Source organism: Flavobacterium sp. (assembly GCF_965262375.1).
Taxonomy (GTDB): Bacteria; Bacteroidota; Bacteroidia; order Flavobacteriales; family Flavobacteriaceae; genus Flavobacterium.
In genome coordinates this window covers 2,091,035-2,116,376 of the sequence record NZ_OZ253527.1, presented here as the reverse complement: position 1 = coordinate 2,116,376, position 25,342 = coordinate 2,091,035, and the positions used below count along the sequence as shown (strand labels likewise).

Annotated in this window: 25 protein-coding genes; 15 read left to right on the top strand and 10 right to left on the bottom strand. The window is 33.1% G+C overall.

Annotated features, from left to right (window positions below; genetic code table 11):
- Window positions 1-115: 115 nt before the first annotated feature.
- From ACQY29_RS09845 to ACQY29_RS09825, 5 genes are read right to left on the bottom strand one after another with little or no spacing between them, the layout of a single operon-like run.
- Window positions 116-598 carry an ABC transporter ATPase gene (locus tag ACQY29_RS09845; RefSeq protein ID WP_428225024.1) on the bottom strand — a complete coding sequence of 161 codons (483 nt, stop codon included), beginning with the start codon at window positions 596-598 and terminating at the stop codon, window positions 116-118.
- A 14-nt stretch (window positions 599-612) separates the two neighbouring features.
- A complete protein-coding gene (locus tag ACQY29_RS09840) occupies window positions 613-1,404 on the bottom strand; it encodes a (Fe-S)-binding protein (RefSeq protein ID WP_428225023.1) in 792 nt (263 codons plus the stop codon).
- A gap of 30 nt (window positions 1,405-1,434) precedes the next feature.
- On the bottom strand, window positions 1,435-2,775 hold the full coding sequence (locus tag ACQY29_RS09835; protein WP_428225022.1) for a 4Fe-4S dicluster domain-containing protein: 1,341 nt from the start codon (window positions 2,773-2,775) through the stop codon (window positions 1,435-1,437).
- 23 nt (window positions 2,776-2,798) lie between these two features.
- On the bottom strand, window positions 2,799-3,752 hold the full coding sequence (locus ACQY29_RS09830; protein ID WP_428225021.1) for an MlaD family protein: 954 nt from the start codon (window positions 3,750-3,752) through the stop codon (window positions 2,799-2,801).
- 32 nt (window positions 3,753-3,784) lie between these two features.
- The gene (locus tag ACQY29_RS09825; RefSeq protein ID WP_428225020.1) at window positions 3,785-4,963 is read right to left on the bottom strand and encodes an N-acetylmuramoyl-L-alanine amidase family protein; all 1,179 of its coding nucleotides are present in this window, start codon (window positions 4,961-4,963) and stop codon (window positions 3,785-3,787) included.
- A 23-nt stretch (window positions 4,964-4,986) separates the two neighbouring features.
- Between ACQY29_RS09825 and ACQY29_RS09820 the strand changes: the two genes are divergently transcribed.
- From ACQY29_RS09820 to ACQY29_RS09805, 4 genes are all read left to right on the top strand, one after another.
- Window positions 4,987-7,770 carry a putative LPS assembly protein LptD gene (locus tag ACQY29_RS09820; protein WP_428225019.1) on the top strand — a complete coding sequence of 928 codons (2,784 nt, stop codon included), beginning with the start codon at window positions 4,987-4,989 and terminating at the stop codon, window positions 7,768-7,770.
- A 116-nt stretch (window positions 7,771-7,886) separates the two neighbouring features.
- The gene (locus ACQY29_RS09815; RefSeq protein WP_428225018.1) at window positions 7,887-8,267 is read left to right on the top strand and encodes a RidA family protein; all 381 of its coding nucleotides are present in this window, start codon (window positions 7,887-7,889) and stop codon (window positions 8,265-8,267) included.
- Between the two features lie 213 nt (window positions 8,268-8,480).
- Window positions 8,481-9,674, top strand: coding sequence for an alanine dehydrogenase (locus ACQY29_RS09810; RefSeq protein ID WP_428225017.1), 1,194 nt, complete (start codon window positions 8,481-8,483; stop codon window positions 9,672-9,674).
- Window positions 9,675-9,762: 88 nt separating this feature from the next.
- Window positions 9,763-10,143 carry a DUF4258 domain-containing protein gene (locus ACQY29_RS09805; RefSeq protein WP_428225016.1) on the top strand — a complete coding sequence of 127 codons (381 nt, stop codon included), beginning with the start codon at window positions 9,763-9,765 and terminating at the stop codon, window positions 10,141-10,143.
- A 50-nt stretch (window positions 10,144-10,193) separates the two neighbouring features.
- On the opposite strand, the gene ACQY29_RS09800 is transcribed toward ACQY29_RS09805, so the two are convergent.
- The gene (locus ACQY29_RS09800; RefSeq protein ID WP_428225015.1) at window positions 10,194-10,682 is read right to left on the bottom strand and encodes a GNAT family N-acetyltransferase; all 489 of its coding nucleotides are present in this window, start codon (window positions 10,680-10,682) and stop codon (window positions 10,194-10,196) included.
- Between the two features lie 75 nt (window positions 10,683-10,757).
- On the opposite strand from ACQY29_RS09800, the gene ACQY29_RS09795 reads away from it, so the two are divergent.
- The 5 genes from ACQY29_RS09795 (at window position 10,758) to ACQY29_RS09775 (ending at window position 17,346) form a co-directional block, all read left to right on the top strand.
- On the top strand, window positions 10,758-11,048 hold the full coding sequence (locus tag ACQY29_RS09795; RefSeq protein ID WP_428225014.1) for a hypothetical protein: 291 nt from the start codon (window positions 10,758-10,760) through the stop codon (window positions 11,046-11,048).
- Window positions 11,049-11,051: 3 nt separating this feature from the next.
- Window positions 11,052-13,547 carry an Hsp70 family protein gene (locus ACQY29_RS09790; RefSeq protein WP_428225013.1) on the top strand — a complete coding sequence of 832 codons (2,496 nt, stop codon included), beginning with the start codon at window positions 11,052-11,054 and terminating at the stop codon, window positions 13,545-13,547.
- A 304-nt stretch (window positions 13,548-13,851) separates the two neighbouring features.
- The gene (locus tag ACQY29_RS09785; protein ID WP_428225012.1) at window positions 13,852-14,787 is read left to right on the top strand and encodes a serine aminopeptidase domain-containing protein; all 936 of its coding nucleotides are present in this window, start codon (window positions 13,852-13,854) and stop codon (window positions 14,785-14,787) included.
- A gap of 239 nt (window positions 14,788-15,026) precedes the next feature.
- Window positions 15,027-16,139 carry an acyltransferase family protein gene (locus ACQY29_RS09780; RefSeq protein WP_428225011.1) on the top strand — a complete coding sequence of 371 codons (1,113 nt, stop codon included), beginning with the start codon at window positions 15,027-15,029 and terminating at the stop codon, window positions 16,137-16,139.
- Between the two features lie 91 nt (window positions 16,140-16,230).
- Window positions 16,231-17,346, top strand: coding sequence for a lactonase family protein (locus ACQY29_RS09775; protein ID WP_428225010.1), 1,116 nt, complete (start codon window positions 16,231-16,233; stop codon window positions 17,344-17,346).
- A gap of 225 nt (window positions 17,347-17,571) precedes the next feature.
- Here the strand turns inward: ACQY29_RS09775 and ACQY29_RS09770 are convergent, their stop codons facing one another.
- Entirely contained in the window at window positions 17,572-18,126 is a 555-nt protein-coding gene (locus tag ACQY29_RS09770; RefSeq protein WP_428225009.1) for a hypothetical protein, read from the bottom strand.
- Window positions 18,127-18,249: 123 nt separating this feature from the next.
- On the opposite strand from ACQY29_RS09770, the gene smpB reads away from it, so the two are divergent.
- Window positions 18,250-18,705 carry an SsrA-binding protein SmpB gene (smpB, locus tag ACQY29_RS09765; protein WP_428225008.1) on the top strand — a complete coding sequence of 152 codons (456 nt, stop codon included), beginning with the start codon at window positions 18,250-18,252 and terminating at the stop codon, window positions 18,703-18,705.
- Window positions 18,706-18,714: 9 nt separating this feature from the next.
- On the opposite strand, the gene ACQY29_RS09760 is transcribed toward smpB, so the two are convergent.
- Window positions 18,715-19,359: a protein-L-isoaspartate(D-aspartate) O-methyltransferase gene (locus ACQY29_RS09760; RefSeq protein ID WP_428225007.1), complete on the bottom strand. Its 645-nt coding sequence runs from the start codon at window positions 19,357-19,359 to the stop codon at window positions 18,715-18,717.
- A gap of 199 nt (window positions 19,360-19,558) precedes the next feature.
- On the opposite strand from ACQY29_RS09760, the gene ACQY29_RS09755 reads away from it, so the two are divergent.
- The 5 genes from ACQY29_RS09755 (at window position 19,559) to ACQY29_RS09735 (ending at window position 24,438) form a co-directional block, all read left to right on the top strand.
- Window positions 19,559-20,524 carry a Gfo/Idh/MocA family protein gene (locus ACQY29_RS09755; RefSeq protein WP_428225006.1) on the top strand — a complete coding sequence of 322 codons (966 nt, stop codon included), beginning with the start codon at window positions 19,559-19,561 and terminating at the stop codon, window positions 20,522-20,524.
- Between the two features lie 28 nt (window positions 20,525-20,552).
- Window positions 20,553-21,554, top strand: coding sequence for a PDDEXK nuclease domain-containing protein (locus tag ACQY29_RS09750; RefSeq protein WP_428225005.1), 1,002 nt, complete (start codon window positions 20,553-20,555; stop codon window positions 21,552-21,554).
- Window positions 21,555-21,605: 51 nt separating this feature from the next.
- A complete protein-coding gene (locus ACQY29_RS09745; RefSeq protein ID WP_428225004.1) occupies window positions 21,606-22,496 on the top strand; it encodes a 3-hydroxyacyl-CoA dehydrogenase family protein in 891 nt (296 codons plus the stop codon).
- Between the two features lie 73 nt (window positions 22,497-22,569).
- The gene (locus ACQY29_RS09740; protein ID WP_428225003.1) at window positions 22,570-23,796 is read left to right on the top strand and encodes a DUF1015 domain-containing protein; all 1,227 of its coding nucleotides are present in this window, start codon (window positions 22,570-22,572) and stop codon (window positions 23,794-23,796) included.
- 66 nt (window positions 23,797-23,862) lie between these two features.
- Window positions 23,863-24,438, top strand: coding sequence for a GrpB family protein (locus tag ACQY29_RS09735; protein WP_428225002.1), 576 nt, complete (start codon window positions 23,863-23,865; stop codon window positions 24,436-24,438).
- 13 nt (window positions 24,439-24,451) lie between these two features.
- Here ACQY29_RS09735 and ACQY29_RS09730 read toward each other — a convergent pair whose 3' ends face one another.
- Together ACQY29_RS09730 and ACQY29_RS09725 are read right to left on the bottom strand one after the other, a co-directional pair.
- Window positions 24,452-24,661 carry a helix-turn-helix domain-containing protein gene (locus ACQY29_RS09730; RefSeq protein WP_428225001.1) on the bottom strand — a complete coding sequence of 70 codons (210 nt, stop codon included), beginning with the start codon at window positions 24,659-24,661 and terminating at the stop codon, window positions 24,452-24,454.
- 3 nt (window positions 24,662-24,664) lie between these two features.
- On the bottom strand, window positions 24,665-25,219 hold the full coding sequence (locus ACQY29_RS09725) for a DUF2975 domain-containing protein (protein ID WP_428225000.1): 555 nt from the start codon (window positions 25,217-25,219) through the stop codon (window positions 24,665-24,667).
- Between the last annotated feature and the right edge of the window lie 123 nt (window positions 25,220-25,342).

Sequence of the window (25,342 nt, the reverse complement as noted above, 5' to 3'; positions counted from 1 at the left end):
AGCGGTTATCCCGAAATGCATCGGGAAAATCGCTATTTATAATTTAATTTTAAAAACATTTATTCAATTATAATCCAACTGAGTGGATTAAATAGTTTACTTCTAAAACTTTCTATTAGAAGAATCTACTATGCCAACTTTCATCGGCACGTACTTCCCAAGAGTCATTTAACTCTTCAATGGTATTCACCAAATTGTTAAATACAATAGTAGACGCTGAAACCGCTTTTTCTTTAGCCATTTTTTTAAAATCAACTAAGGTTTTATGTGCTATAAAATCGCCATTTTTGAACGTTACATTCATTTTATCAAGCAAATCGATAGCATATTTCTGTTCCAATTGCTGAATGAATTGTACAGAGGCATCTATAGAACAACCCGTAGGCGCTTGAACATCGCTGTTAACCGCTAAAATTATAAAACGGTTATAGCGAATATCAAACGATGCTTCAAGAGAAGCACCGTGAGCAGACCAGTCATTGATAAAATTTGTAGTAAGCGTTTGTATTTCCGCTACTTCCTCATCACTTAATTTGCGATTAGATGGATAAATCCATACACGTGATTCCTGAGGTAAATTTTCAAAAGGTATATACATTGTAAGTCGTAATATTATAAATCTTGAGCATTAGCAATTAACTCGGCTACATCTAATACTTTTACATCATGTTCGCGATGTTTCGCTTTTGTACCATCTGTTAACATCGTATTACAAAATGGACAACCTGCTGCAATAATTTCAGCTTTGGTTTCTAAAGCATCTTCTGTACGTTCTACATTGATGTCTTTATCTCCATTTTCAGGTTCTTTAAACATTTGAGCGCCACCCGCACCACAACATAAACCATTGGCTTTAGAACGCTTCATTTCTACTAATTCAGCATCTAATTTTTGAATTAAATCACGAGGTGCTTCATATACTTTGTTTGCACGTCCTAAATAACAAGGGTCGTGGAACGTAATTTTCTTTCCTTTAAATTGACCTCCTTCAATTGTTAAACGTCCTGAATCTAAAAGTTCTTTTAGGAATTCTGTATGGTGTACTACTTCAAATTCGCCACCTAATTCAGGATATTCGTTTTTTAAAGTATTAAAACAATGCGGACAAGCGGTAACAATTTTTTTAGTTTCGTAAGCTTTCAATACTTCAATATTCATAAAAGCTTGCATTTGAAACAAAAATTCGTTTCCGGCACGTTTTGCTGGGTCACCCGTACAACCTTCTTCAGTACCAAGAACCGCAAATTCTACATTGGCTCTATTTAAAATTCGTACAAACGCTTTGGTAATTTTTTTAGCTCGGTCATCAAAACTTCCTGCACAACCTACCCAAAACAATACTTCGGGTTGTTTTCCTTGAGCTAACATTTCTGCCATTGTAGGCACTACTAAATTTTCTGACATAACAGTATCTATTAATTCGTCTACAATTTCTTAATTCTCGTCTTTCCAGTTCAAACGGTCCATTTGGCTATACTGCCAAGGTGCACTGTTGTTTTCTATATTAGTCATCATGGCGTTCAATGATTGTGGCGCAGCACTTTGTTCCATCACTAAGTAACGACGCATATCCATAATGATTGATAACGGACTGATGTTTACTGGACATTCCTCTACACAAGCATTACAAGATGTACATGCCCATAATTCCTCTTGAGTGATGTAGTCATTTAATAATGATTTTCCATCTTCCAGAAAAACGCCGTTGTTTTTATCCATATTATCCCCCACTTCAGTCAGACGGTCACGAGTGTCCATCATGATTTTACGTGGAGATAATTTTTTTCCGGTTTGATTTGCAGGACAAGAAGACGTACAACGGCCACATTCTGTACACGTATAAGCGTTTAATAACTGTACCCAGTTTAAATCCGTCACATCAGAAGCACCAAACTTACTAGGCGCTGCATCAGCATCTGGAGCAGGCGCAGCAAAAGGGTCTGCATTAGGGTCCATCATTAATTTAACTTCCTTAGTCACACTTTCTAAATTATCAAATTGTCCCATAGGATTCAAATCTGCAAAAAACGTGTTAGGGAAAGCCAATATAATGTGTAAGTGTTTTGAATAATATAAATAGTTCAAGAATACCATTACCATCATAAAGTGTCCCCACCATCCGATACGCTCTAAAACCAATAACACTCCTTCATTTAACCCCCCGAAAATAGCTGGTCCTAAATGTTGAGAAACTGAAAATCCGAACGAACCTTGACCTTCAAAATGCGATTTACCCATTGAATAAAGTACTTCGTCAGTCCCATTCATCGTGAAAATACAAGTTACCAAGATGATTTCCATGATAAGAATTAGATTCGCATCTTTCTTAGGCCATCCTAATAATTCAGCTTTATTTAAACGTGGTAATTTCAATAAATTTCTACGCATTAAAAACGCAACTGTAGCGATTAAAGCAGTAACCGAAAGGATTTCGATAAAACTGATTAAAAAAGTATAAAAACCTCCTAAAAACGGTTTGAAAAAACGATGCGTCCCAAAAATACCATCAATCAAGATTTCAACTAATTCAATTTGCGTAATGATAAATGCGGTATACAACGCAAAGTGTAAAATTGCAGGCACTGGTCGGCTAAACATTTTTTTCTGACCAAAAGCTACTAATAACATGTTTTTCCAACGGTCACTCGAACGGTCAGAACGGTTCACATCTTTTCCTAATTTGATATTACGGATAATCTTTTTTACATTTTTTGCAAAAAAGCCACCACCTACGCCGAGGATAATTAGAAATACTAAACTACTTAAAATATTCATAAGTTATAATAGGTTGATTGGATTTACTTTTTTAACGGTTGTTCCGGTGCAACATAAGGTTTTTCCTTTTTTCCAAAAAGGGAAACATTAACATAACGGGTAGGATGCAAACGTAAATCTTCTAATAACAATTCTAATTCTTTAGCTGCTTTAGTAAAGTTATTGTACATGGCTTCGTCTTTGAAAGCTTTCCCCATAGTACCTTGACCAGAATTCATATCTGCCATTAATTTATTTACATTTGCTAAAGTACTTTCTAAGTTTTTAAGCGTCTTACCTAATTCTGCTTTTTCTAATTCACCTGAAACTTTTCCAAAATCAGTAGTGATTTTTTCAATATTCGTTAAAGAATGATTTAGCGTTTTCTGATTCGATGCTAATAAGGTATTTGCTCCTTGCCCTAATTTATTAAATTCAGCTAATGTTTGATTCAATTGACCAATAGCTTGTTGCAAATTATTTTTAGTTTGAGCATCTAAAATACTATTGATGTTCACCATCATTTTATCTGCATTTTCAACTAATGATTCAATCTTTTGTTGTGTAGGGGCAAGCTTTTTACCTAAATTGTCGGTCAAGCCTAATTTGACATCAGCTAAAAGTTTATCTCCATCAACGGCCAAATTCTTATCCGAAAAATTTGGAATGATGGCAATTTGTTTCCCTCCAATAAATCCAGGCTCATAAATTTGAGCAATACTCGATTTTGAAATAGGAAAATCTTCCTCATTAATTTGTAACTCAACAAGTATTTTACCTGATTCTGTCAGCGTTAATGCTTTTACTTTTCCAATTATTTTACCACTTATCGTAACAGGTGCAGAAGCAGTTAATCCTTCAACATTATCAAATTCGACATATAATTTTTTGTAACTGGATAAAATATTACTTCCTTTTAAGAAGCTATATCCCCAAATAAACAATAAGATGGAAGCAATAACCAGTATTGCGGTTTTAATTTCTCGTGTAATTTTCAAAACAATTTCTTTTAAAAGGACAAAATTAGTAATTACTTACTAGATTTAACAGCTTCGTTCAAGCTTATTTTAACACCATTTCTGAAAGGCACAATAAAAGCGGATTCAAAGCCTTTTGATTTAGCTTCTGCCAACAACTTCTTAGAAGCCTCATAACTATTTGTTTGTCCAAATAAATATTTATGATATCCCGCTTCAAAAACTGAAGAAATTTCGTCTAAACCATTGAAGTTTTCGGGTTTATTTTCAATTTTAACATTACTGGCTTTTAATTGTATTTTAAAAACTACTTTAGTAGTATCTACTGAACTCACTGTGGGTTTAACAGGTACTGATTTAGGAGCTTCTTTTACAGGCAATTCAACATCCTTAAGTTTAGGTGTACTATCTTTTGGCATTGGTTTTTCAGATTTTTTAATATCCAAAACAGGTACATTACCGCCAAAATATTCCGCTTTCATTCTAAAAATAGCATCTGCTATAGCCTTAGCCATATTTTCTTGCCCTTCCTCTGAGTTTAAATAAGCACCCTCAGCAGGATTAGAAATAAAACCTGTTTCAACCAAAACTCTGGGCATAAAAGCTTTATGTAATACCATAAACGGAGCCTGATGTACCCCTCTATTTTTACGATTCACCTTATTATCAAAATTATCTTGAATACGACTAGCTAACTCAATACTTTGATCTAAATACTCTTCCTGAGCTATGGTAGCACTAATTAGTGATTCAGGCGCATTGGGGTTATAGCCTGCATATTTTGTTTTGTAATTTTCTTCTAATTTAATTACCTCATTTTCCTTTTTTGCCACTGCTAAACTTGAAGCACTTTTTGAAAGACCCATCACATAGGTTTCAGATCCATAAGCTTCGGTATTTTTATTAGCATTACAATGCACAGAAACAAATATGTTTGCCTTGTTACGATTTGCAATATTTGCACGTTCGACTAACTCAATAAAGGTATCGTTTTTACGTGTATAGATTACATCAACACTAGGATCTTTTTCTAAAATAGTTCCTAATTTTAAAATAATAGCTAAATTGATTTGTTTTTCTACGTAACCATGGTAACTAGCTCCAAAATCTTGGTTACCATGTCCTGCATCAAGACATACTTTAAATTTTCCACCATTTTGCGCATTGGACACACATGAAACAGCTAGCGCGGTTGCTACTACAATTTTTTTAAAAGAAATTATGCTTTTCATCTTCATTATTCAAATGAATTTAAATGGTTATAATTTTATTAAAATCTTACTTTTTTCTAAAAATAGCCGTAAGTTTGTGGCTTCAAAAATTAAGCCATATTTTTACAAAAATAGTATTTATAGCTTTGCGTACAAACTTATTTTACATCGTTTTAGCACCTTTTTTATTATCCTTAGGGTGCTGGCAACTCCATTCCCAAGAGTTACCCACAAAAAAAACATCATTTTCAACTGTTAAACAGAAAGATAGCCTTACTGTTACCACAAAAAACATTTCAGAAAAAGAAAAAAATAATATCAAAAAAGACACTTTAAAAAAGAAAAAATCTGCTTTAGAAGGGAAAATCAAATACAAATCTAAAGAATACGTAAAGCTTGATAACAAGAAAAAGATTACAATTTTAAAGGATGAAGCTGAAGTTTACTACAAAGATGTAGAGTTAAAATCAGGTATTATTGTAATTAACTACGATAAAGACGAAGTGTATGCTGGCCGATTAAAAGACTCGACAGGTAAATACATCCAATACCCTATTTTTAAACAGGGAAGTAATATTGTTGAACCGGATTCTATTCGCTTCAACTTTAAAACTAAAAAAGCTTTAATTTGGAATTCTAGAACAGACCAAGGAGAATTTAGAATAAAAGGAGAAGTAAGCAAAAGAGAAAACGACTCTGTTTATTTTATAAAAAATGCACGCTTCACGACTTCTAAAAACATAGACAATCCTGAATATTACTTTAAAGCCAACAAAATAAAATTTGTTCCCAAGAAAAAAGTTGTTACAGGTTTAACAAACATGGTTATTGCTGATGTCCCTACCCCAATTGGTGTTCCATTTGCTTTTTTCCCTATGACCGAGAAAGCAACTTCTGGAATTATCATGCCTACTTATGGACAAACCAATCAGCAGGGTTATTTCCTACAAAATGGAGGGTATTATTTTGCCATTAGCGATAAATTAGATCTTGCCGTATTAGGCGATTATTACACAAATGGCAGTTATGCTTTTCGAACAGAAACGAACTATGCCAAACGTTATAAATACAGAGGGAATTTTAATTTTAAGTATGAAAATCAAATTTCGGGCGAACGCGGTCTACCGGGTTATGGAAAAACCAATTTGTACAATTTACAATGGAGTCACTCTCCTGACATAAAAGCGACACCCAATTCAAGATTTTCAGCATCCGTAAATTTAGGGAGTAGCAAATATTATCAAAATTCATTTAACCAATTAAATAATGCTAATTACCTGAACAACACGTTAAGTTCATCCATTTCATATTCAAAAACGTTTAATAGTGTACCGCAAGTCAACTTATCCTTGACAGCCTCACACTCGCAAAACACTAATACTAAGCAAATAAACATGACTCTTCCTACCTTACAATTAGGAGTGGATAGAATTTTCCCTTTTGCTTCAAGAGAAGGAGAAAAAAAAGGAATTATAAAAAATTTCAACTTAACGTATAATTTGAGAGGTGAAAACCGTGTTTTGACCACAGATTCTTTATTTTTCAAAAAAGAAATGTTTCAAAATATGCAAAATGGTTTGCAACACAATATCCCTTTAAGTACCAACTTTAAATTAATGCGTTATTTCAGCGTAACTGCATCGTCTAATTATAATGAAACATGGTATCTAAAAACAACTAGAAAACAATTCAACTCAAAATTAAACAAAGTAGAAGATCTTGAAAAAAACGGATTTGATGCTTTTAGAACTTATGATTTTTCAAGTAGTATTGGAACAACCATCTATGGTACTTTTAACTTTAAAAAAACAGGAAAAATACAATCTATAAGACACACAATGCGTCCAAATATCGGGTATTCACACACCCCAAGCTTTGAACAATATTATGACACTTACGCCATAGATGGCAGTGGAAAAATGGCAACTTACACCCGTTTTGAAAAAGGAATTTTCGGAGGACCTTCTAATTCAAAAAACAACAATTTAAATTTTAGTCTTAGCAATACTTTTGAAGCTAAAGTAAGAGATAAAGACACAACAAAAGTAGAAGCAAAAAAGATTATGCTGATCAACAATTTATCGCTTTCTACGAGTTACAACATTCAAGCAGACTCTTTACGCTGGTCCCCTGTACGTGTGAGCGGAGGAACTAATCTGTTTAAAGACAAGCTAAGTGTTAATTTTGGAATGACTCTAAATCCTTATGCGATCAATAAAAAAGGGGAACAGATGGATCGTTTCAATATTGATAACGGGGGAAGTTTATTCCGAATGACTAGCGCTAACATAACCCTTAACTATTCCTTATCGAGTAAGGAACTAGAAGGCAAACCAAACAGTACTCAAAATAATTTAAACAACAAAGGCTTACGTAACGGCGGTAGACCTGATGATTTATTTGGCAGTACTACTGACTTTTCGGATCGTAACCGATCGCAATTTAACAATGACGAAAAGGAAGAAAGTGATTTCAAGGGTTTTTACAAACTTTCTATTCCATGGGATTTACGCATGGCGTACTCTCTAACTTATGACAACAATCAAAGAGAAAATAAAATTTCGCAAAGCTCATTAATGTTTTCCGGAAATGTTGACATCAGCCCGAAATGGAAAGTAGGCTTATCCTCAGGCTATGACTTTATAAAAAGCGGTGTTACCTTTACGCAATTGCGTTTCCAAAGAGACTTGTTAAGCTGGAGGATGGATTTCAACTGGACGCCTTTTGGGGATAGAGCAACTTGGTATTATTTCATAGGAATTAGCTCATCTGCTTTAAGTGACATTAAATGGGACAAAAGAAGTTTACCGGATAAGAGATTGCAATAAGTTATTTAGTATTCGGTTGTCGGTTATCAGTTATCTATTATCTATTATCGGTTTGCTCTTTTTAAATTCTAGGTATTAAACATTTATATTTAAACAAAAAATAAGTTAAAATTTATATGAAAAAAATAATATTTACTGAAAAAGCTCCTGCCCCTATTGGACCATACAGTCAAGCTGTTTTAACAGGTAACACGCTATATACTTCTGGTCAAATTGCCTTACATCCACAAACAGGAGAACTCATTACTGAGTCTATAGAAATAGAAACAGAGCAAGTAATGCAAAACTTAAAAGCTGTTCTAGAAGCTGCTGACATGACATTTGACAATGTTATCAAAACCACAATTTTCATAATGAATATGGGAGATTTTGCTAAAATCAATACTGTATATGGCAAATATTTTAACGATAACACCGCCCCAGCGCGCGAAACAGTTCAAGTAGCTACATTACCTAAAAATGTAAATATTGAGATATCAATGATTGCGGTAAAGTAATTTACAAAGCTATATTGAAAAAGCTGTTCTTTTTTTGAAAAGAACAGCTTTTTTTTATTTCTATATGTAAACATTCATAAGGATTAACTCGGTTAGACGACGTTTGCAATTTTTTTTAACTTTTACTAACCAAATTTTGTATCAAACATTTTAAAAAGATTCCCCTTCGCTAATGGCATTTTTTTTGTAATTTGTACCCATTAATAATTTGTTATGGCCATCACACCTTTCAGCAAAAAAGAATTACTCCCTCAGGAAGAAACCTTAGAAGTTGCAAAACACAAAAGCGATCTATTTATTGGCATTCCTAAGGAAACGTCGTTTCAAGAACGAAGAATCTGTTTAACTCCCGATGCTGTAAATTCATTAACCAGCCATGGTCATCGTGTATTAATAGAAGCAGGTGCAGGTGTAAATGCAAGCTATTCTGATAAGGATTATAGTGATGCAGGCGCAGAAATAACTAACGATACCAAGAAAGTTTTTGGCTGCCCTATGATTTTAAAAGTCGAGCCACCTACCCAAGAAGAAATTGAAATGATGCAATCGCAGGCTATTTTAATTTCTGCTTTACAAATTAAGACTCGAAAAAAAGAATATTTTGAAAGTTTAAAAAAGAAAAAAATAACAGCGCTAGCTTTTGAATACGTTAAAGATGATGACAATGCTTTCCCGGCTGTTAAATCGTTAAGTGAAATTGCTGGTACCGCTTCTGTATTAGTTGCTTCAGAACTAATGACCTGTGGCAAAGGAGGGAATGGACTTCTTTTTGGAAACATAACTGGTGTAAGACCTACGGAGGTTGTAATACTTGGCGCAGGAACTGTAGCTGAATATGCCGTAAAAACAGCATTAGGTTTAGGAGCCTCTGTAAAAGTTTTTGACAATTCAATTACAAAACTGCGTCGTTTACAGAACAACTTAAATCAACGAATTTTTACTTCAACCATACAAAACAAAACGCTGCTAAAGTCATTGCGCCGTTGCGATGTAGTCATTGGAGCCATGAGAGGCAAGTACAGAACTCCTATTGTTGTATCTGAAGATATGGTTACTCATATGAAAAAAGGATCTGTCATTGTAGATGTAAGTATCGATACAGGTGGGTGTTTTGAAACATCAGAAGTTACAACACACGAAAATCCAACTTTTGTAAAACATGGAGTTGTACACTACTGTGTCCCTAACATCCCTTCTAGGTATTCCAAAACAGCATCGTTATCCATAAGTAACATCATTACTCCTTACCTACTTCAAATCGCTGAAGATGGTGGTATAGAAAGTGCTATTCGATGTGATGCAGGCTTAAAAAATGGTGTTTATTTTTACCATGGCATCCTTACCAATAAAACTATTGGCGAATGGTTCAGTTTAACGCATAGAGATATCAATTTAATTGTTTTCTAACGTTAATTGTTTTCATACATTTGTCCAAAATTAAAATCATTAATCCTTCTAATTTGATTACGTGATTTTATCATAAATAATTATAAATATGAATAATTTTTCATACCGTTTAGCCTATTATCTATTTGGTGTTTTAGGAGGTAGTATTATACTTTTTTTTGTACTTAATCAAAAAAAAGCAAGTTGTAGCTATTTCCCAAATGATCGTGTTTTAAACAACTTACGATCAAAACCTTTTCATTATTCAAAAGAAGCTTCAAAGATAATAGAAGAAAAATGGATTGACACCATTGATATAAAAAATACGTTAACCTATGGCGATGTAGATTTTGACAGAAGCAATATAAAAACCAAAACTGGTGGCAAAAAATATGTCATTGAAGGATTCACTCAAAAAAAACAAGCCATAGAATTAGTTGTTGAGAATTTTGAGGATAAGGCAATTTTAACTGCAATCAAAAAAAAATAAAATGCATACAGGTTATTCTCTAAAGGGAATAGCCTGTAATATTATTTACATTACACCTTCTTTTCCATTACATAATCATCCATTACATAGCCATTTCCTATTTCAATCACTTCATCAGCTATTTTTTGGAAACCTAATTTTTCATAAAAATGGAAAGCTTTATTGTATTTGTTTACATTTAAAAACAAGTGAGAATTCCCTGAATTACGGGCACGTTGTACCACTTCATCTAATACAAATTTACCAATGCCTTTACCCTGTGTTTCTGGGTCAATGTATATTTTATGAAGCTTAGTTTTGTTTGGTAAAATATTAATTTGATACGATGCAAATCCTAGATCAATTCCATTTTCTTGAATTAACAAAAAAACATGTCCGTTATCCATTTGACGCTCTAAGGAAGCTATAGAATAAAAATTATCCAGCATATAGGTCAATTGTTCGTTTGATAAAATTTCGGCATAGGCATGAGGCCAAATTTTATACGCTAAATCTTTAACAATCGAAATTTCTGGTTTTGTAACTTCTATTATTTGCATAACAATTCAAATACTTATATTTTTATCGAAAAGTAATTATTTCCTTTATATTTCGCTAGTAAATAAACAAAATTTATGATAAATATTATCAATCAATTATTTGAAATAGAAAAAAAAGCTAAAGACCAAAATATTAGCATTTTTGAACGAAATTTTGACCGCCTCAATACCGAAATTTCTGATTTGGGGTATATGGTAGAAAATCCTTTAGGCAAAAAATATGACGCACGCGACACTTCCATAGAAGCCAATGTTGCGGGAAGTTCACCCAACCCAACTATCGTAAAAGTTTTAAAACCAATTATTTTCCACAAAGAAGGCGAACAAATTATATTGGTTCAAAAAGGAATTGTTATTGCAGAATAAGAAATGGAAAACATCAATTTTGGTATCGATTTAGGTACCACCAACTCTGGTATATGTAAATTTGAAGACGGGAAAGTTCAAATTTTTAAAAACCCTGTAGGTTTTGCCGATACGTTACCCTCGGCCATTGCCTTTAGAAAAGGACGTATTAGCATAGGAGCTAAAGCTCGCGAACTGATGGGGAAACCAAATGCAGATGTTTTTACATCATTTAAAAGAAAAATGGGTACGGAACACGAGTACGTCATTTCTGAAAGCCAAGAAAAAAAATCAGCAATCGATTTATCTGCCCTATTATTAAAAGAACTCATCAACTTTTTACCCGATGCACCACCAGAATCGGTAGTGATTACCATCCCCGCATCTTTTGATACGATTCAATCTAATGCGACTAAAAAAGCAGGGTATCAAGCGGGATTTTCAGAAGTGGTTTTATTACAAGAACCCATAGCTGCTTGTTTGGCTTATGCAAATTTTCACGAACAAGAAACAACCGAAGAAAAACATTGGTTGGTGTATGATTTTGGAGGAGGAACTTTTGATGCCGCACTTGTCCGTATTAATGAACGTGAATTAAAAGTGGTTGACCATGAAGGCAACAATTTTCTAGGAGGTGTAGATTTAGACCATTTGGTGATTGAAAAATTATTGATTCCTGTGGTTGAAAAAGAAATAAACGAAGAGGATTTGTTCAAAAAAATCATGTCTAAAAACGATGAGAAATGGAACAAACTGTATTTCGAATTGTTATACAAAGCCGAAGAAATCAAAAAAGAATTGTCCTTAAAAGACGTAGTCATCTCTGAATTAGAATTGAACGATGGTGACGATTACATTGAATTTACAGTAACTCGAGATGCTTTTAATGCCGTTATTCATGATAAAGTAGAAGAATCCATTGTATTGATACAAAAATTATTGACGGAAAATGGTAAAACAGCCTTAGATATCGAACGTATTATTTTGGTGGGTGGAACCACTTACATTCCTTATGTGCGTGAACGCTTAAATTCAGTTTTCAATCGAACGGTTGACTCTAGCATAGACCCAACTACTGCTATTATGGTGGGTGCAGCTTATTATGCCGGCAATAAAACCAAGGAAGTTACGCTTTCTGAAATTAAAGAGCTTCATAATACTACCGAACCTCAAACTTCAGATAACATAGAGGTTCAAGTCGTTTTTGAAACCATTACTCAAGATACGGAAGAATTGGTGGTGGGAATAGTAAATACTTCAGGGCCGCTTTTTTATCGTATCATTCGAAAAGATGGCGGTTTTGACACAGGTATTACCGCTTTTACTGGTAAATTCAGTGAATTTGTAAAAATATTACCCAAAAACAGGAATCATTTTCAACTGACAGTGTTTGACCAACAGCAAACGGTCGTCTATGAAAATAAAAATATTGTTATCAATCACGGTATTTACAATGTTTCAGGGCAACCTTTACCTAATGACATTTGTTTAGAAGTTGATGATGCTTTTGGAGACACCTATTTAGAAAAGATTTTTTCTAAAAATGACATCCTTCCATTGTCCAAAACGATTTATAAAACAACGTCTAAAAACTTTATCAAAGAAGCGAAAGATAAACTTATCATCAACATTACTGAAGGAAAATCAGGTACTCTGCCTGGTAGTAATATGTCTATTGGGTATATTGAAATCAATAGCGAAGCCTTGCCCTTCAATCTTTTAAAAGGAATGGATATTGAGCTTAATTTCAGTATGAGTGAATCGCGTGACTTGAGTATCAACGTCTATTTTAGTTCTATTGATTATGAAGTAAAAGAAGTTTTCAATGCGCATAGCAAACACATTTCAAAAAACAAATTCTTGCAAGACATTAAAATAATTATCCATGAAATAGATGGTGAATTAGAAGATGCAGAACATGATGAAGAAAATTATGCGTTTTACGGTCAACTCAAAAAAATACAAGATGAGTTGATTGTGATTTCGTATGATTTACAAGAAGTTGAAGAAGACGAAAGTACCGAAAGAATTTTTCAATTGGATGAAAAAAAGCGTCGATTGTTACAAAGTTATGATGCCCTTGTTCGCTACAAAAGAGTCATTGCTGAAATTGATGAATACAGAAATACGAAGTCTTGGTTAGCACAAATTATGGAGGACGCTTCTCCGAGGCAAAAAGAACAATATGACAAAATACTGCGTGTAGAAAAACAAGTTTTAGAGTCGAATGAAAAATCCATCATCAAGAAAAAAATAAAGGAAATGGATTTACTTTACAGCGACATTTACTACAAAAAAGATGAGTCCTATGTAAGTCTTTTTTACAGTTATATGTACAAAGACTCCAGCTTATATGCCGATGAACGCAAATTGAACAAATTAATAGAAGACGGTGTAAAAGCAGTTGAGAATCAAAATTATATTCAGGTGAAACACATTGTACATCAAATGCATAATTTGTTAAAAGTAAAGCCTAAAAATCATCATGAAGATGAAGAAGGAACCTTAGGGTTGAAATAAAAAAGAAGGGAATTCAATTTTTGTTTATTTTTCATAATCTATTAGTAACAACAAACTAAATATTAAGTAATAACTAATATTGAATTCTCTTAAATACTTAACTCGTAGAACGAAATGAACCACTAAGGCTTTTTATTTTGCGAGTAAAAAATATAAAAATAGTTCACTTGAACCATAAGATGTAAAGTCTCCGCTTAAACAAAAAATTAGTAGAATTATTTTTAAATTAAACATCTACAATTAGCAGTATTCTGATCTAACCTGTTCATTAAAAAATTTAGTATATTTACTACAAAAGCTTCGTATGTCTAACGCACTCACCCTACGCTTACTGTTTATAAGCTTACTCTTATTACAAGCCTGTAAAACCATTGAAGTCCCTGAAAAAGCCGTTTTGAAAACGGGCAAATACCAATACGAAGTTTTCAAAGAGCGTTTAGAACGCACAAAATTTTCAGCGGCTAAAAGAGATAGTTTATCCCAAATGTTCAATCTTTTGGCTAACTCTGACTCAGAAATGATTGCGCAAGACGATAAAAGTTCCTTGTTAAGAAAATATTTTAATCACGACAGTATTAAGCTAGAATATTTTGTATTTCAACCTCAAAGAGTTGAGAAAGTAGGTTTATTTTATTTAGGAAATGGGTCTAATGTATTACGTTTTTATGACGAATTAAAACTTTTGTGCCAAACTACCCACACCAAAATATATGTTTTAAATTACCGTGGATATGGCAAATCTTTTGGCGAACCTTCGTTTAAAACCCAATTTGACGACAATGCGCTTTTTTTTGATTTCCTACGCAAAGAAAACACTACCATCGATTTTGTAATGGGCTATTCCCTGGGGAGTATATTTGCCACACGTACCGCTGTAGAAAATCAAACCCCACACCTCTTTTTGTTGGCTCCATTTTCAAATGCTACTGAAATGATAAAAGTTCAAAAACACAAATTTACTTGGGGTCCTAAAATTATTCTTCGACCTTTTATTAAACTTCACACCGAGGCACATTTATTATCTCTATCCAATTCGGATGGCATTAAAGACTACCAAGGTCAGTTATATATAGCTCATGGCACTTTAGACCCTACGCTTCCCTACCGTATGGGCAAACAAGTATTTGAAAACGCAACTACCGCTCAAAAACAACTTCACACCATTAAAAGAGGATTTCACAATGCACCTTTTTTGAAAGACGAATGGCAGAAAATAATAGCACAAGTACAAAATATTTGACCTTAAATTAAATTATTCCGTCAAAAATAATATCAGTAATCTTATCTTTTCAGAAATTAATTTGGTCTCACAAATTGTCAAACATATTCCGAAATCACTCATTCTATATAGGATGCTTGAATATTATTTCTTTTAAAAAATAGTTTGAAGTCACAATTTTAAATCAGATCATTTAATTTGGTATAGTACTAGTTTAAAGCGCTAAACACGATTACATTTCACAATTCATACAAAACAAATTGGACAAAACTATACATCAAAAATTATACGGATTAGATCATCTAAGAGCATTAGCAATTATTTTAGTATTCTTTTTTCATTATTTTATTGTCAGTGATGGGCAACCAGAATGGTTACCTGCTGTTGCTTCATTTGGCTGGACAGGTGTGGACTTGTTTTTTGTTTTGAGTGGCTTTTTAATAGCATCGCAACTTTTTGAACAATTAAAAAATGAACAACAAATTTCGTTAAAACATTTTTTTATAAAACGCTTTTTCAGAATTATTCCAGCCTTTTTAGCAACAGTTGCAATCTATTTTTACTTTCCGTTTTTTAGAGAGAAAGAAGCGTTACCCCCAGTTTGGAAATTTCTCACATTTACTCAAAACTTTGGTTTAAACATTAAGGACTACGGAACTTTTTCGCACTGTTGGTCACTATGTGTAGAGGAACATTTTTACCTATTCCTACCTTTAATTTTAATTGGACTTCAAAAACTCAATCAGTTTTCAAAATCGTTTTGGTTACTCCTATTTTTTTTCATTGTTGGTTTTGTAATGAGGTTTTATAGTTTTAACTACTTATATTTACCCAAATTAGATGATGCATACAGTTGGCTCTATTGGTATAAATACCTTTATTATCCTACTTATAATCGTTTAGATGGGCTTTTGGTTGGAGTATGTATTGCAGGACTTTATCAATTTTCACCCAATTTGTGGAGTACTATTTCAAAATATGGAAATCTTTTGTTTGTAATAGGCGTAACGATCATGACATGTGCCTATTTTCTTTGCGAAGACCTGCAAACATTCAATGCTTCAATTTTTGGATTTCCAGTAGTTGCAATCGGATTTGGTGGCATTGTTTTGAGTGCCATTAGTCCGACCAGCTTTTTATATCAATGGAATTCAAAATTCACAACATTAACTGCAACACTTTCTTATGCCATTTATTTGACACACAAAGGGGTTATTCACACCACACATTATATACTGAAGAACTCTAAAATAGACAGTAATATTATGCTTTTAATTAGTCTATTAACTTGTTTCGGCTTCGCATACGTGTTTCATTTGATTATAGAAAAACCATTTATGAAATTGAGAAACCAACTGATTGAACCCAAATAAAAACTCACAAAACGCATATATAGTAATCAAATGTTTCTGTGACTTTACAAGTTCATATTGAATCTCATCTTAAAAAATCAAGAATTAAAAATTGAAGAAAATATACCTAATCCTCATTTTATTTTTCATTTGTATTAATACAAATGCTCAAGATACATACGTCTTCTTTGGCTCCTTCAACCATGACAAAACCTCCGATGGAATTTATGTTTATCAATTAGACACTATTCGTGGTACGCTTTCCAAAACGATAACGGTGAAAGGATTTCTAAACCCATCGTTTCTTACTGTATCGGGAAAGCAAGTTTTTGTGTGTACCGAGAGTAAAACCCCAAATGCAGGTAGTGTATGTAGTTTTGAATTTCAACCCCATAACAAATCATTGATTTTTATAAATAGTCAGAAAAGCGGTGGAGAAAATCCAGTGTATCTATCAGTTCATAAAAATGGAAAATGGCTCATTAATGGAAATTATACTCAGAGTAGCGTTTCCCTATATCCTATTTCTGAAAATGGAACTATAAATCAAATGGTGCAAAAATTTGATTTTTCAGAAGGAAGCATAAATACCGAAAGACAAACGCGTTCACATATACATGCTACCGTTTTTTCGCCAAACTTTGACTATATTTTTACGACTGATTTAGGAGCTGACAAAATTAGAGGCTTTAAATTTGAAAATGACAAAAGCATACCTCTACAAATTGCAGAACAACCATTTACAAAAACGACTTTAGGTAGCGGTCCTAGACATTTTACTTTTCATCCAAACGGAAAATTTGCATACTGTGTCGAAGAATTATCAGGAACAGTAAATGCATATAAATATGAAGACGGAAAATTAGAAAGCATTCAAAGGATAAATACACATTCCGAGAAATATAAAGTGAATTTTGAAAGTTCAGATGTTCATCCCTCGCCAGACGGGCGATTTTTATATGTAGCAAATCGAGGTGAAGAAAATAACATAGCCATCTTTTCAATACTACCAGACGGAAAACTAAAAACAATTGGTTATCAATCCACTTTAGGTAAACATCCGCGAACTTTCGCAATTGATGAAACTGGAAAATTCCTTATAGTAACAAACGTAGTTACCGGAAATGTTTTTGTTTTTAAACGAAACAGTGAAACAGGGCTATTGAAACGAATTGGTAAATCTCTTAAAATAAAAAATGTTTCTTGTGTGCAGATAAAGAAATACTAAAACAAACTTATAAATTATCCACTGATCTCATTTTGTATTAATCTTTTAAAAAAAATTGTGATCTGCTTTTTAAAGTAATCCATTGAAAATTTCATTTATTAAAACATTTTAGTCTTCTAAAAAAACGTATAACAGAATTTCAAATACTCTTGATAGACATTTTTAACCTGCAACTATTTTCAAATGTTGTTTATCAGCTTCGTTGTTATACAATAAATTCAATCATCAAATTGATTCTAAAGTAAGTAAGGCTTCAGTAAAATCAATCTTTTTGACTTCTTCAAAAAAATCAATTTCTGTTTGGTGAGGTAAAAAATCTGAAATAATTCTAATGATAAAATCATTCGGTTTCTTTAAGAACATAAACGTATAATCCTCCATATTCACAATCGTTTCCTTTTCTAAGTTGGTAGTTCGTACAAACTTATCTGAGGTTAGAGATAGTTTAGCAGGCAAATTAGTTTTAGATCCAACAACAATAGGTTTCCCATTTTCAAACAACCCACCTTCATAACCATACAAAGAAGCATTAGTAATTTCTACAGGTTTGCCTAATTGCAAATACGCTGGCAAATCAACTGCTTGTCCTATTACCGCACCAAATCCCATTAAAACACAAATGTCGTGTGCAGGTCTATCCATCATAGCTTTTGCCATAGCTTCTCGACCTATACCTGTTACTTTTACAAAATATTCGTGTTTTGGATTAGCTATATCAGACAAAGCTTTTATTACTTTTTCCCTCTCTATATCCATGGGAGTTAGCAAAAGAATTTTCATTTTTTTTTTTTACAAAAATAGCATTACTAAATTTAAAGCAATAAATTAATGAAACTAAAATTCAAATGATATAAATTTCATTTTAGTCTTTGTGAAAAAATATTTTTATAAATTTGCCTTCCTATGCAGAAAAACATCAACATTCTAAATAAAAGAGCCAAATTCGATTACGAGATTCTAGACCGTTATACCGCTGGAATTGTATTGACAGGTACCGAAATCAAATCGATTCGATTAGGAAAAGCATCTATAGCAGAAAGCTTTTGTGAATTTCATGGCCATCAATTATTTGTTATCAATTCTAATATTGAGGAGTATGCTTATGGTACACATTACAACCATAGAGCAAAAAGTGAACGCAAATTACTATTAAATAAGAAAGAGTTAAAAGCCCTTTTGAAGGATGTACAGAATAAAGGATTAACTATTGTTCCTTTGCGTTTATTTACCAATGAAAAAGGATTAGCCAAACTCGATATTGCACTTTGCCGTGGTAAAAAGAATTACGACAAACGCGAAACGATTAAAGACAGAGACAACAAACGCGATTTAGACAGAATCAAAAAAGCCTATAAGTAATTTATAGGCTTAATTTTTATCTTCTAATAGTGGCACAAAACGAAAATCTCCAAATTCGTGTTTCTCAAATTGCGTCTCATTTTTACGTATCAACATCGTCATTATCTGTACATTTTCTCCCACAGGAATAATCAAGCGACCGCCAATTTTTAACTGCGCCATCAAGGGTTGCGGAATAAATGGAGCACCCGCCGTAACAATAATCCCATCAAAGGGAGCAAAATTAGGCAAACCCTTGTAGCCATCGCCAAAAGTTAAATGCTTAGGCAAAATACCCAATTTAGGCAACAAAAGCGAAGTCGTACGATACAATTCATTTTGTCTTTCTATAGAATACACTTTAGCCCCCATAGCACACAATACTGCCGTTTGATAACCACTACCCGTTCCTATTTCCAAAATTTTATCATGCTTTTTCACTTGCAAAAGCTCCGATTGAAAAGCAACCGTGTATGGTTGTGATATGGTTTGCCCTGCTCCTATAGGAAATGCTTTGTCTTGATACGCAAAATCTTCGAAACTAGAGTTCAAAAAAAGATGTCTTGGTATTTTTCGAATCGCTTCCAATACGTTTTTGTCAGTAATTCCTTTTTGTTCCAAAAGGCTTACCAACTGATTCCTAAGTCCTTGATGTTTTGGGGTATCTTTTAGCATAATTCAAACGGTAGAGAGGGTAAAATTACGGTATAAATTCTAATCTACAAATCGAAAAAAACAGTTTTAACGAGCTTTTTTTAATCCTTCCATGAAACGTATTGATTTTCAAAAAGTATAATTTATGCAAACCAAAACTTTAATTTTTCAACTTGAAACTTGAAACAAATAATGTATTTTTGTTTAAAATAATAAATATATGCTTAAAGTAGGCGTTTTAGGTGCAGGTCACCTTGGAAAAATACATTTGCGATTACTTAATCAATCTGAAAAATACGAATTAGTAGGTTTCTTCGACCCATTTGAAGATAATGCGACCAAAGTAGCTCAAGAATTTGGCTATAAAAAATTTGATTCTATCACCGAATTAATTAATGCTGTTGACGTGGTGGACATCGTAACCCCTACACTACAACATTTTGAATGTGCCCAACAAGCTATCGAAGCGGGTAAACATATTTTTATAGAAAAACCTATAGCTACCACGGTTGAAGAGGCGGAAACCATCATTGCTTTAGCTAAGAAACACAACGTAAAAGGACAAGTAGGACACGTAGAGCGTTTTAACCCAGCGTTTATGGCGGTTAAAGACAAAATCAGCAACCCGATGTTTATAGAAACCCATCGTTTGGCTGAGTTTAACCCTCGTGGTACAGATGTTCCTGTGGTTTTAGACTTGATGATTCACGATATAGATGCGATTTTAAGCGTTGTAAAATCAAAAGTAAAATCGATTAATGCTAGTAGTGTGGCGGTTATTTCTGACTCTCCAGATATTACTAATGCTCGTATCGAATTTGAAAATGGTTGTGTGGCCAATGTTACTTCAAGTCGTATTTCGATGAAAAACATGCGCAAATCGCGTTTTTTTCAAAAAGATGCTTATATCTCGGTGGATTATTTAGACAAAGTATGCGAAGTAGTTCGTATGAAAGATGCGCCAGAAACTCCTGGTGATTTTGACATGATACTTCAAAATGCGGAAGGAGTTAAAAAACAAATTTATTTTGACAACCCTGATGTACATTTGAACAACGCTATTCTAGACGAATTAGAGTCTTTTGCCGATGCGATTAATCAAGATGCCACACCTGTGGTTACGCTGGAAGATGGTACGGAAGCCTTACGTGTAGCGTATCAGATTATTGAGTGTATTGAAAAGTAATTATCAAATACTTTTTTAAAAAATAAAAATGCTCTCCAATCCAACGATAATAACTGATATTAAATCTTTAATATCGAATGCGCGAACCTCAGCCATAAAGGCTGTAGATTATCAGCGCACCTTATTATATTGGTACATTGGCGAGCGCATTTTCAACGAAGAACAACAAGGAAAAGATAGAGCTGATTACGGAGAATATTTAATAAAATATCTTTCGGAACAATTACAACCTGAGTTTGGAAGCGGGTTTTCAGTTCGTCAATTAGAACGATATAGACAATTTTACAGAACTTTCCCAATTGCGTCCACACTGCGGACGCAATTGAGTTGGTCTCATTACAAATTACTTTTAGGATTTGATAATGAGGACAAAAGAGAATATTACATAGCCGAAACTGCTAAAAACAATTGGTCCGTACGACAAATGGAACGCCAAATTAATAGCCAATTGTACGAACGACTACTCTTAAGTAATGACAAAGAAAGTGTATTGGCCGTAGCACGCAATGAAGTGCTTCCTACCCATCCTAATGAAATTATCAAAGACCCGATGGTATTAGAGTTTTTAGGATTAAAAAGAGAAAGTGCTTATTATGAGAAAGATTTAGAACAAGCCATAATTACACATCTTCAAGATTTCTTATTGGAATTAGGCAACGGTTTTTCATTTGTGGCACGACAAAAAAGAATTCATTTAGAAGGCGATGATTTTTTTGTGGATTTAGTCTTCTACAATCGAATGTTGCAGAGTTTTGTCATCTTCGAAATCAAGACACACAAGCTCACTCACGAAGACTTAGGACAACTGCAAATGTATGTCAACTATTTTGACCGAGTAGAAAAATTACCTCATGAAAAACCAACAATTGGTGTACTTTTGTGTGCCGATAAAAACAATGCCGTCGTAAAATTTTCTTTACCCGAAGAAAACAAAACAATACTTGCTAGTCAATATGAATTGATTTTACCTTCGGAAGAGCAATTGTTAAATGAGATAAAAAAAGAATTCAATAATAAACCAAACCATTAATCCCTACTCACCCCTAGTAGGAATCCGCCATAGCGGGATTAGGGGCTAACTATGAAACACATTGCAGTTATAGGTGCGGGTACTATGGGCAACGGAATTGCTCATACTTTTGCACAAAGTGGATTTACCGTAAAATTAATCGACATTTCTGAAAAATCTTTAGAAAAAGGTATGGCGACTATTGCTAACAACCTAGACCGTATGGTGACTAAAGGTTCTATTACAGAAGAAGATAAACATAAAACCATAGGCAACATTATCACGTATACAGACATTAAAGACGGTGTGGTAGGTTGTGATCTAGTAGTGGAAGCTGCTACCGAAAATGTGCAATTAAAATTCAACATTTTCAAACAATTAAGCGAAGTATGCGACCATAACACCATTTTAGCAACAAACACTTCTTCTATTTCTATTACACAAATTGCGGCCAACGTAGTACATCCTGAACGTGTGATAGGTATGCACTTTATGAATCCAGTGCCTATCATGAAATTAGTTGAAATTATTCGTGGTTACAACACTTCTGACGAAGTAACTAAAATCATCATGGATTTATCTGTTAAATTAGGTAAAACACCTACCGAAGTAAACGATTACCCAGGATTTGTGGCTAACCGTATCTTAATGCCAATGATTAACGAAGCTATCGAAACTTTATACAACGGTGTAGGTGGTGTGTATGAAATTGACACAGTTATGAAATTAGGTATGGCACACCCAATGGGACCTTTACAATTAGCTGATTTTATTGGTCTTGACGTATGTTTGTCTATCTTAAACGTAATGTACGATGGTTTCAAAAACCCTAAATACGCTCCATGTCCTTTATTAGTTAATATGGTTATGGCAGGTAAATTAGGAGTAAAATCTGGAGAAGGTTTCTACGATTACTCAGAAAGTAAAAAAGCAGAAAAAGTTTCATCTCAATTTAGTAAATAGTAAAAAGTAATTAGTGAATAGTAGTAGCAAAACGAGCTAATTACTATTCACTTTTCACTAATCACTCAGAAAAATGAGCAAAATAATCCCTTTTAAAGCAGTTCGCCCCACGCATGATAAAGTAGCGTTAGTGACGTGTAGAACCTATGATGAATATTCCGCAGCAGAATTAGCCGCTTGGTTGGATTTTAATCCTTATTCGTTTTTGCATGTTATTCATCCTGCCTACACGCATTCACAAAAAATTACGGCGGACAAACGTTTTAGAGGAGTTACTCATAAATACAACGATTTCAAAAAAGAAAACATCCTATTTCAGGAAGAAAAACCAATGTTTTACTTATACGAAATCCAAACCAAAACAAACACTTTTACTGGTATCGTAGCTGGAACTTCCATTGAGGATTATCAAAACAATCACATCAAAAAGCACGAAGATACCCTACAATACCGCGTAGAATTGTTCAAGGATTATTTACATCAAACTGGTTTTAATACTGAACCCGTGTTGATTACTTATCCTGACAGTACTGAAATCAACACTTTTATTGCGATTCATAAAAAGAACAGACCTATTTATGAATTTGCTACGCCAAACAAAGAAAAACACACGCTTTGGAAAATCGATACGGAAACAGAAATCAATCTTTTGATAGAGTATTTCGAATCGATTCCTAATTTGTACATTGCAGACGGGCACCATCGTTCAGCATCGGCAGAAATGCTATATGAGCAAGATAAAACCACTGGCAATCCGAATTTGAATTATTTTATGAGTTTTTTAATTGCGGAAAGCAATGTCAAAATTTATGAATTTAACCGTGTTATTCATGACCTCAACGGACATACGAAGGAAGAATTTATCAAGCTGTTGGCAGAAAATTTCATCATTAAAGACAAAAAAAGTGAACTCTACCAACCCAAACGCAAATATGAATTTGGGATGTATTTAGACGGTCGTTTTTATGCTTTAGAATACAAGAAAAATGACAACAATAGTACGAATAATCAAATTTTAAAAAACCTAGATGCGCAAATTTTGTATGACAATGTCCTCCAACCTATTTTAGGTATTGGCGACCTTCGCAACGATGAACGCATTGATTATATTCCTGGCAAACAAGCTATATTACACATGAAGGAATTGATAGACGAAGGTACTTTTGAAGTAGGTTTTATGTTGTACCCATCGGACATTCATGAAATTAAGTTACTAGCTGATAATAACCTGATTATGCCCCCAAAATCAACGTATATTGAACCGAAGTTTAGAAGTGGGTTACTCGTTTACGAATTATAAACAAGTAACTTACTAGTATGCCCAATTTTTTTTCAGAATTAAAACAAACAAAAGTGATTTTTTGATATGTTTTCTAAAAAAACAAGGAATATCGTAGCTCATAATCCAAATTGGAAAACTGAGTTTGAACAATTAAGAAATAGGTTAACAGCTATTTTACCTAATATCGAATGTAATATTGAGCATATTGGTAGTACAGCAATTGCAGATTTATTCGCAAAACCGATACTTGATATAGATATTATAATTGAAAACAAAGAATTATTACCTTACATAACCGATAAATTACAAGATACAGGGTATATTTATAAAGGTGAACAAGGAATCACAGGTCGTTTTGCTTTTAGACAGCAAACACCCAGCACCCCTTACACAGTAAACCAACAACATTGGATGGAACATCATCTTTATGTTTGCTTTTCTGATAGTTTAGCTTTAAAAAATCACCTTTTAGTGAAGAACTCATTACTTAACAACCCTATTTTAGTTGAAAATTATGGGAATTTGAAAAAACAACTAATCAGAAAAAACATTTCTAAAGAAGCATATACCAAACAAAAAACAAACTTCATACTTGACATTTTGTTAAAAGAAGGCTTAACTTCAGATGAAATTGAACAGATAAGAAGAGCTAATGAATAAAAAATTCACTAACTTAATCCTCTTTTCTATATTCCAAAATATCACCAGGTTGACATTGCAATACTTCACAAATCGTTTCCAAAGTACTAAAACGAACGGCTTTGGCTTTACCTGTTTTAAGAATAGATAAATTAGAAAGTGTTAAGCCTACTTTTTCTGAAAGTTCATTTAATGACATTTTGCGTTTCGCCATCATTACATCTAAATTTACAATTATAGCCATCCTTTAAATTGTTAATTCGTTTTCTTGTTGCAACTCAATCCCTCTTTTAAATATTTGAGCAATAACTAATAATATTATCGCCATAAAAAACCAAACACCAGCACCGTCAATTTTCAATTGTTGAATATCTTGTAATTTTAAACCATTTGCTGTCAATGCTTGAACTATTTTGATTCCCCAAGACGAGAAAAAACCAATCCCTACTGCTAAGTAAGCTAATGTTAAAATAAATTTTCTAAATATTTTATTAAAAGGTGTTGTCATACTGAAATTGTTATTCAATGTAATTCTTATAATGCTGTAAAAGAGTAGTACTTTTAAAAAAATGACAATGATGACAATACTACTCAACATTACATATTGTGATTCATCGAACTGATAAACATTCGTTAAATCGATTGCTTTCCAAAATTTATCCGCATTTTCTGGATTAAGTCCTAAAGTTGCTATCGTTTTTACAAGTAACCCTGTACCGTCAATGGCTAATCCAATAAAAATAATCCACAGGATTACCTGTAGAATAATAAAAACTGCTTTGCTACCAATTTTAATTTCCATAATTATTTTTTTAAAGGTTTATAATTCAAAAATAATAAATTTTTATTGAAAAACAATAAATTTTGTTTTTTTAAACAACATAATTCATGTCATATCGAAATATTTTTTTTGGAATATTGAATT

Coding starts and splice junctions, on each gene's coding strand:
- ACQY29_RS09805 (WP_428225016.1), top strand. CDS start 9,763: ATGAATAATTTTTCATACCGTTTAGCCTATTATCTATTTGGTGTTTTA.
- ACQY29_RS09815 (WP_428225018.1), top strand. CDS start 7,887: ATGAAAAAAATAATATTTACTGAAAAAGCTCCTGCCCCTATTGGACCA.
- ACQY29_RS09725 (WP_428225000.1), bottom strand. CDS start 25,219: ATGGAAATTAAAATTGGTAGCAAAGCAGTTTTTATTATTCTACAGGTA.
- ACQY29_RS09800 (WP_428225015.1), bottom strand. CDS start 10,682: ATGCAAATAATAGAAGTTACAAAACCAGAAATTTCGATTGTTAAAGAT.
- ACQY29_RS09770 (WP_428225009.1), bottom strand. CDS start 18,126: ATGAAAATTCTTTTGCTAACTCCCATGGATATAGAGAGGGAAAAAGTA.
- ACQY29_RS09845 (WP_428225024.1), bottom strand. CDS start 598: ATGTATATACCTTTTGAAAATTTACCTCAGGAATCACGTGTATGGATT.
- ACQY29_RS09755 (WP_428225006.1), top strand. CDS start 19,559: ATGCTTAAAGTAGGCGTTTTAGGTGCAGGTCACCTTGGAAAAATACAT.
- ACQY29_RS09840 (WP_428225023.1), bottom strand. CDS start 1,404: ATGTCAGAAAATTTAGTAGTGCCTACAATGGCAGAAATGTTAGCTCAA.
- ACQY29_RS09750 (WP_428225005.1), top strand. CDS start 20,553: ATGCTCTCCAATCCAACGATAATAACTGATATTAAATCTTTAATATCG.
- ACQY29_RS09835 (WP_428225022.1), bottom strand. CDS start 2,775: ATGAATATTTTAAGTAGTTTAGTATTTCTAATTATCCTCGGCGTAGGT.
- ACQY29_RS09730 (WP_428225001.1), bottom strand. CDS start 24,661: ATGGCTATAATTGTAAATTTAGATGTAATGATGGCGAAACGCAAAATG.
- ACQY29_RS09735 (WP_428225002.1), top strand. CDS start 23,863: ATGTTTTCTAAAAAAACAAGGAATATCGTAGCTCATAATCCAAATTGG.
- ACQY29_RS09785 (WP_428225012.1), top strand. CDS start 13,852: ATGTCTAACGCACTCACCCTACGCTTACTGTTTATAAGCTTACTCTTA.
- ACQY29_RS09790 (WP_428225013.1), top strand. CDS start 11,052: ATGGAAAACATCAATTTTGGTATCGATTTAGGTACCACCAACTCTGGT.
- ACQY29_RS09760 (WP_428225007.1), bottom strand. CDS start 19,359: ATGCTAAAAGATACCCCAAAACATCAAGGACTTAGGAATCAGTTGGTA.
- ACQY29_RS09820 (WP_428225019.1), top strand. CDS start 4,987: ATGGTTATAATTTTATTAAAATCTTACTTTTTTCTAAAAATAGCCGTA.
- ACQY29_RS09740 (WP_428225003.1), top strand. CDS start 22,570: ATGAGCAAAATAATCCCTTTTAAAGCAGTTCGCCCCACGCATGATAAA.
- smpB (WP_428225008.1), top strand. CDS start 18,250: ATGCAGAAAAACATCAACATTCTAAATAAAAGAGCCAAATTCGATTAC.
- ACQY29_RS09825 (WP_428225020.1), bottom strand. CDS start 4,963: ATGAAAAGCATAATTTCTTTTAAAAAAATTGTAGTAGCAACCGCGCTA.
- ACQY29_RS09745 (WP_428225004.1), top strand. CDS start 21,606: ATGAAACACATTGCAGTTATAGGTGCGGGTACTATGGGCAACGGAATT.
- ACQY29_RS09795 (WP_428225014.1), top strand. CDS start 10,758: ATGATAAATATTATCAATCAATTATTTGAAATAGAAAAAAAAGCTAAA.
- ACQY29_RS09810 (WP_428225017.1), top strand. CDS start 8,481: ATGGCCATCACACCTTTCAGCAAAAAAGAATTACTCCCTCAGGAAGAA.